The sequence below is a fragment of the Paenibacillus sp. 01T422 genome (assembly GCF_056398785.1).
On record NZ_JBFTQB010000324.1, the window covers coordinates 1 to 6,439 of the forward strand.

8 protein-coding genes are annotated in these 6,439 nt (G+C 47.0%); 5 read left to right on the top strand and 3 right to left on the bottom strand.

Going from position 1 to position 6,439, the window contains the following annotated elements; genetic code table 11:
* Window positions 1-14: 14 nt before the first annotated feature.
* Window positions 15-791 carry an SDR family NAD(P)-dependent oxidoreductase gene (locus AC1DUA_RS18640; protein ID WP_477501201.1) on the top strand — a complete coding sequence of 259 codons (777 nt, stop codon included), beginning with the start codon at window positions 15-17 and terminating at the stop codon, window positions 789-791.
* A 54-nt stretch (window positions 792-845) separates the two neighbouring features.
* Here AC1DUA_RS18640 and AC1DUA_RS18645 read toward each other — a convergent pair whose 3' ends face one another.
* Entirely contained in the window at window positions 846-1,103 is a 258-nt protein-coding gene (locus AC1DUA_RS18645) for a DUF2573 family protein (RefSeq protein WP_477501194.1), read from the bottom strand.
* 81 nt (window positions 1,104-1,184) lie between these two features.
* On the opposite strand from AC1DUA_RS18645, the gene AC1DUA_RS18650 reads away from it, so the two are divergent.
* The 4 genes from AC1DUA_RS18650 to AC1DUA_RS18665 all read left to right on the top strand — a co-directional run bounded on the left by AC1DUA_RS18650 (window position 1,185) and on the right by AC1DUA_RS18665 (window position 4,240).
* Window positions 1,185-1,319, top strand: coding sequence for a hypothetical protein (locus tag AC1DUA_RS18650; RefSeq protein WP_477501195.1), 135 nt, complete (start codon window positions 1,185-1,187; stop codon window positions 1,317-1,319).
* 215 nt (window positions 1,320-1,534) lie between these two features.
* A complete protein-coding gene (locus tag AC1DUA_RS18655) occupies window positions 1,535-2,056 on the top strand; it encodes an RNA polymerase sigma factor (RefSeq protein ID WP_477501196.1) in 522 nt (173 codons plus the stop codon).
* Window positions 2,057-2,201: 145 nt separating this feature from the next.
* On the top strand, window positions 2,202-3,632 hold the full coding sequence (locus tag AC1DUA_RS18660) for a DEAD/DEAH box helicase (RefSeq protein WP_477501197.1): 1,431 nt from the start codon (window positions 2,202-2,204) through the stop codon (window positions 3,630-3,632).
* Between the two features lie 62 nt (window positions 3,633-3,694).
* Window positions 3,695-4,240 carry a hypothetical protein gene (locus AC1DUA_RS18665; protein WP_477501198.1) on the top strand — a complete coding sequence of 182 codons (546 nt, stop codon included), beginning with the start codon at window positions 3,695-3,697 and terminating at the stop codon, window positions 4,238-4,240.
* A gap of 391 nt (window positions 4,241-4,631) precedes the next feature.
* Here the strand turns inward: AC1DUA_RS18665 and AC1DUA_RS18670 are convergent, their stop codons facing one another.
* Both AC1DUA_RS18670 and AC1DUA_RS18675 read right to left on the bottom strand, forming a co-directional pair.
* Window positions 4,632-5,804, bottom strand: coding sequence for an MFS transporter (locus tag AC1DUA_RS18670; RefSeq protein ID WP_477501199.1), 1,173 nt, complete (start codon window positions 5,802-5,804; stop codon window positions 4,632-4,634).
* The coding region (locus AC1DUA_RS18675; RefSeq protein WP_477501200.1) for an HAD-IIB family hydrolase at window positions 5,801-6,439 on the bottom strand (639 nt) is incomplete at its 5' end. The genes AC1DUA_RS18675 and AC1DUA_RS18670, both read right to left, overlap by 4 nt.

Consider the following 6,439-nt stretch of genomic DNA (forward strand, 5'->3'; position numbering starts at 1 on the left):
GGGGAGAAATGACGTTGAACATTTCGAACAAAATCGTCTTGATTACAGGAGCGTCAAGCGGCATCGGCGCTGTCATGGCACAACAATTTGCGGCGTTGGGGGCGATTCCCATTTTAACAGCCCGCAGCACAGACAAGCTGGAGTCGATTGCTGCAGGCATCCAAGGCCAGCATGCCGTTTACGCGCTCGACGTTACGAACACGCAGCAAGTACATGACGTGGTTAGTCAGGTTGTAGCGAAGTTCGGTCGTATCGATATTTTGATCAACAATGCCGGTTACGGGATATTTGAGTCGTTTGCTGGTGCGCCGCTGGAGCATTTTGAAGACATGATGAACGTGAATTATATGGGAATTGTCCGGTGTACGCAAGCCGTATTGCCTCACATGATGAAGGCGGGAAGCGGCCATATCGTGAACATTGCCTCTATGGCGGGAAAAATCGGTTCAGCCAAATCTACGAGCTATTCGGCAACGAAACATGCCGTGCTAGGTTTCACGAACAGCTTGCGTCAGGAGCTACTGCGATCGGGGATTTCTGTCACGGCGATTAATCCGGGACCCATCTCCACACCATTCTTCGATAAAGCAGATCCGAGTGGGAACTATGTCAAAAATGTAGCTTGGTTTATGCTCAAACCGGAGAAAGTTGTGAAAGAACTGATCCATGCCATTGAGAAAAAAATACCGGAAAAGAATCTGCCTTTTGTAGCAGGCGTTGGAATTAAGCTCTTTCACTTATTTCCAAGGTTGTTCGACCGRCTGGCATCGGGGATTTTAAATAAAAAATAAAGCGGGTCCCGGTCTATCGACTGGGAATCCGCTTTTTTCGTTGCGTGAGCGGAGTTACTTCGACTCAGGTTTTTTGGCTTGCAGAGCTTGATTTAAATCACGAATCTCTTCGAAAATACGACGCACTTCCGCTTTGCTTTCGGGATGCGTTTGATTCCAATGAGAAGTAAGGGCCGGGAGTGATTTATGAACATGATTGAAAAATGCCCATACTTTTATTTTCTCAAGCATTTCAGGTGACGTATCTCCCGTAATGAGTTCTGCGGTTTTTAACACAAGAGCGTTGAATTCATTCTCAAAATCTGTATTCATAGTTTCATCCCTTCGGATGGAAAATAGTAAGACACTTCTAGTTTATCTGATGCTCTGACAGCTGTCAAAATAGGGGGACCCATGTCCATAAGCCGTGAGGATTTTGCCGGGGAAGACAGCTATGATCTCATTCATGCGATTCTTATGGTACAGTCTTTAGCGGAGGTGCAGCCTGGACCTGTAGCTTTAATCGGGTTTTCACGTGAAGGCACTTGATGATGTTTTTGCCTGGCTGCGAGAAAAAAACCAACTTAAGCACGAAGTGGGTTTTATTACCATATTACTTTGTTTTTATTGTTGTTTACTCCCTAGCTTTGCCCTAAAATAAGGGTAAGAAACAGATATGTTTTTACCTGGTTGGCTAGGGGGCGTTTATTTCGAAGTCTCTCAGACTGTTATTTAGCAGTGATTTTTACACGATAGAGAAAAGCGTGCAGGAACAGATATATCATGAGTTTTATCTCCTCGTTTATCCGATGATTTATTTTATACTTAGAGATCATGCGGCCGTGGAGGATATTATTCAAGAGTCTTTTCTTCGGGCTGTGAGGAAAGCGCCGCTGCTTCAGGATATTGATAAATATGAAAGTTGGGTCAAGAAGCTGACCCGGAATGTAACGCTGAATCACCTTCGCAAGCACAAACGCAACCGGGATGAGCTTGAAACAGAACTTATGTTGTGCATCAAGGAAACGGCACCTACCTCGGATTATTTGGGTTCCCTGGATCAAGAAGTCGAGCTGAAGCTCATGCGGGAAGCCATCATAGCTTATATCAATCAACTAACTCCCTCCTACCGTCAAATTATTGCAATGAAATGGATACATAATTTATCTTACAGAGATATGGCGATCGAACTAGGAGTCACGGAGGGTGTTGTGCGGCAGCGGTTGTTCCGAGCGAGAGATGTTATCAAGCAGAAGCTGCTAGAAGAATGGGGAACGGGAAAATAAGAGTCCATGCGGACTCTTATTTCTGCTTATATGAAGGAAAACGGGCAGTCCATTTGTATTTTTTTCAAAGTATCGATTTGTATCGATATACAGGGTGGCATATAATAAGGTCATTAGGTTGAATGAGAAAAGGGGTTTACGTCCATTGAGTACAAGCTTTGAACAGCTGCAAATCGCACAAACGTATTTAGATAAATTGAAAGAATTAGGTATTGGTGAGCCAACGCCGATTCAGGCAGAAGCAATTCCAGTTTTGAAACAGGGCAGCGATGCAATCATCCAGTCACAGACAGGTACTGGCAAAACGCTTGCGTATTTGCTACCGGCACTGGAACAAATTGATCCAACGCAGAAACAGCTGCAAGTTCTAGTCGTTGTTCCTACCCGGGAGCTGGGGATGCAAATTATGCAGGAAATTGAAAAATTAACGGCTGAAGGTCCTATTCGTTCGCAATCCTTGATTGGCGGAGCGGCTGTGGTCAGACAGGTCGAGAAGCTTCGACTGCACCCTCATATTGTTGTGGGAACTCCAGGGCGTTTGCTTGAGCTTATGAAAATAAAAAAACTAACTTTGCACCATGTGAAAATTGGTGTAGTCGATGAAGTGGATCAAGTCTTTGAACTTGGTTCTATGCAAGATGTGGAATCTGTTCTGAAAGGAATGCTGAAGTCCAGTCAGAAGGTTTTCGTGTCTGCGACAATTCCGCAAAGCACAGAGCAAGCGGCTGGCAGATGGTTGAAGGAGCCTGTCATTATTAAAATCAACCCGAGCCAGCGTACAGCGGAAACGCTGGAGCATATGTATGTACTTTGCCAAGAGCGTGAGAAGGTGGACACGCTTCGGAGACTTGTACGTTTAATTAAACCGAAATCTGCGATCGTATTTATCAATGTCACAGATGATATTGCTCAAGTCGTAGCCAAGCTGCAGTATGTTGGATTATCCATTGAGGCTTTGTACGGAGAAGCGAGCAAGCAGGATAGGGCTAAAGTAATGGGGAATTTCCGGGATGGGAAATTCCAGTTGCTGCTGGCAACGGATGTTGCAGCAAGAGGGCTGGACATTGAAGGCGTGACGCACGTCTTCCACTTGGATCCTGCCACTAACGCGGAGTATTATCTCCACCGCGTAGGTCGTACTGGCCGGATGGGCCGAGAGGGCACGGCCATTTCCATCGTGACGCCGAAGGAACAGTTCATTCTCGAGAAATTCGAGAAGCAGCTCGGGATCACGATCGCGCCGAAGGCGATGTACGAGGGCCGACTCGTCGATCCGGCCCTAGACCGCAGTGCGGCTACGATGCGCAGCCGCCGTGAAGCTGCACGCCCGCGGGGCGAAGCACCTGTGCGCAGCGGCTCCGCCAGCTCGCAGTATGCTGCTGCGCCAGCGGGCGCGGTGCGCACTAGTGCGCCGGCGACGGACGCGCGCGAATCTAGCGCTAGCCCGGCGAAGCCGGCAGCGCCGAAGCACACGGCCGCCGGGGGCAAGGCCGTGAGTAAAGCCCAGCGCGAGCGAGATCGCAAGAGCAAGGGCGCTCCTCGCTGGCTGAAGGAAAAGCAGCAGAACAAAGAGTAGCCGTTATTTGCATCTGCAAACTGTACGGCTTGCCAAATCTGTCTTCTGCGGGGTGTTGAAGCGTGCTGAAAAAACGATTTATCTTTCTCATCGTGGTCATCCTCATTCTTGCGGCCGCCACGGTGATGTTCATCCGGCACATTAAACCTACCGAGGATCTAGACCTGAATTATCAAGAAATCTCAATCGGCAGTAAAATCGCAGACATGGTTAAGAACCGGAAGCTCGAGGTTCAGATAACAGAGCAAGATTTGAACAATCTTGTGAAAAAGCAGCTATCGGCCCATCAAGATCTGCCTAACGGTATTCGGATCGAAGGGGCTAAGCTTACTTTGCAGGGAAGCAACCTCGTGGCAGACGTCAATGTTAGATGGCAGGACAAGGTCCTTGTTGGGGCCCAATTGCTTTTCACCCTAGCATGGAATCCGCCGAATGTGGTCATTCAACATCAGAGTACGATGGTTAGAGGCATACAAGTCCCAAAGGAATGGCTTCAGTTCGCTCCAATCGAGCTCTCGATCGAAGATCACTTGCCGCTTCTTATAGGAGTGAAGGATGTACAGTTCGAGGAGAAAGCCGTCCTCATCCAATTGAAGGCTCTGCGCTGATCTCAAGAATGTCCTCCCCTAAATACGAAATGAGCCCTAGAAGTGATTCTAGAGGCTCATTTTTTTTATCCCATTATAATACTCACTATGCAGTCAACTTCCATCTCAGTTACCCAGTTCTGCGGGAATGATCCATTAAGGCGTGTCAGCTGAAGCAGTTGGAAAAACTACCGTTAATCTGCACTTTTCATCGACAGAGAAGGAAATAGCAGTAGAAACTCCAGCTAAAGCGTCGGTAGTGGCCAGTAATTTGCTGAGTTTAACGAAATTAGCTGTAGAAAATCGAGTTATTTGAGCAAAAGTATCACATTTACAGAAAAAAGCAGTAGAAAGCGGCGTTACTTATAAGGAATCCACCACTCACTTATCTGCCTAGAAACTCAGCTTTTTTTTAACTAGCAGCTTGAACCTTCCACCTGCGGGAATAGATCACAACTCCGAAAACCACACACATGGCAATTAACACGAACCAAATCGAAAAGCCGACTTGAAACTTATCCATCCCCCAGCCTACACCTAATGGTAGGACAGATCCACCCAAACCACCCGCTGCGATAAGCGTGCTTGTTGTTTGCTCCGTGCGTCCAGGGAGTAATTGATTGGCATAAATAAGAGCAACAGCAAACATCCCTGACATGAAGAGTCCAAGCAGCAGAACAATAGCGAAGCTGCTCCATAATTGCGTGCTGAACAACCACAGAAAGACGGTTATCAAGCTGCCGCCAAAAGCGACGGCCAAATAGCGGAAATAAGTCATTTTCTCAGCAAGCACGCCAGCAAATAGACGTCCAGCCACCATGGCGATCCAATACGCTGTTACCGCCAAAGTGGATACTGAGCTTGTGGTGTGCATCTGATCGATAAAGATCGAAGGCAGGAAATTAACGATTGTATTTTCCATCCCTACATATAGGAAGAAAACAAGCATGAACAGAATAAGGAAGGTTAAGGAACTTTTTGTTAGTGCAGGAGGTTTAGCATCTTGCTGCGTTCTGTCGGCTTTGTGAGCTAACAATTCGTCATGCTCGCCCAAGGAAAGTTTCGACCAGATGAGACCTGTTGCAAGCGCGCTTATTCCCAGAAGCATGAATCCATATTTCCATAACCCATTGGCAATCAAAATACTGGAAATGATCGGCATAAACAAAGCGCCAAGTCCGAAGAAAACTTCGAGCGTACTGAAGGCTGAGGCTTGCTTATCCTTGGCTGCCATTAACACGAAGGTCGAAATGCTCGCTTCTACGAGTCCGAAAGCCATACCGGCTACGAATGTTAGGCTCACGGCCAGAGACCAAGGGGGCAGCATGACAATCGTAATCATGGATAAAAATAGCAGTCCGAACGCCATCGTAATCGTGATTCGACGGCTGAAGCGGCGGCTGAACGCGGGCATGCTGAGCACGCCAAGCAAGAATCCGCCGAACTCAAGGAACACCAGCAACCCGCCATCGCTGTAGCTGCGTCCATAATGGGTGAGCAGCTCGGGTAATACCGCTCCAAAAATAACGTGGGTGCAGCCTGTTAATAGATAAGACAGGCACCCCATAATCAATAACCTTCTCATACAATTGTGCTTCCTTTTTGCTCGGACATGTATTTATCGTTATAGGCAAATACATGATCAATGGCTTCAGCAACAGACTCGACATGATAATTTGCTTTTTGTTTGACCTCTGAGTGAGCACCTTTCATAGCAAAGCTATGCGGCGTAATCCCGAACATGGATACATCATTGAAGGAATCGCCGATACAGGCAATTTCCCCTGGTTTTAGACCCAACTGCTCAATGAGGACCAAGAGGGAGTTGCCTTTTGAAACTTGCCGCGGCATGATGTCCAAGCAATCTTTGTMGGAGATGAATAGTTCAACTTGATCACCCAGCTTTTCCTCCAACAATGCCTTTAGTGTAAGAAGAATTTGAATATCCCCGAATGTTGATATCTTACAAATAGGAAGCTCGGCCTTCAACGACTGCTCAATGTCCTCTTTTATAATAAAAGGTCGGAATGTTCGGGACTGAACCTCATCGGAAGCGGGAGTCAAATGCGTGATGTAATTCACTTCACCTGAGCAAACGATCTTCACGAGGTCAAAATCTTTCAGTAATTGATAGGTTTGATAAGCCAATTCTGATTCGAAAAGCTGGGATTTCAAGAAGGAGCCATCCTCCAAATGGATGAACGCGCCATTCTGCGATAC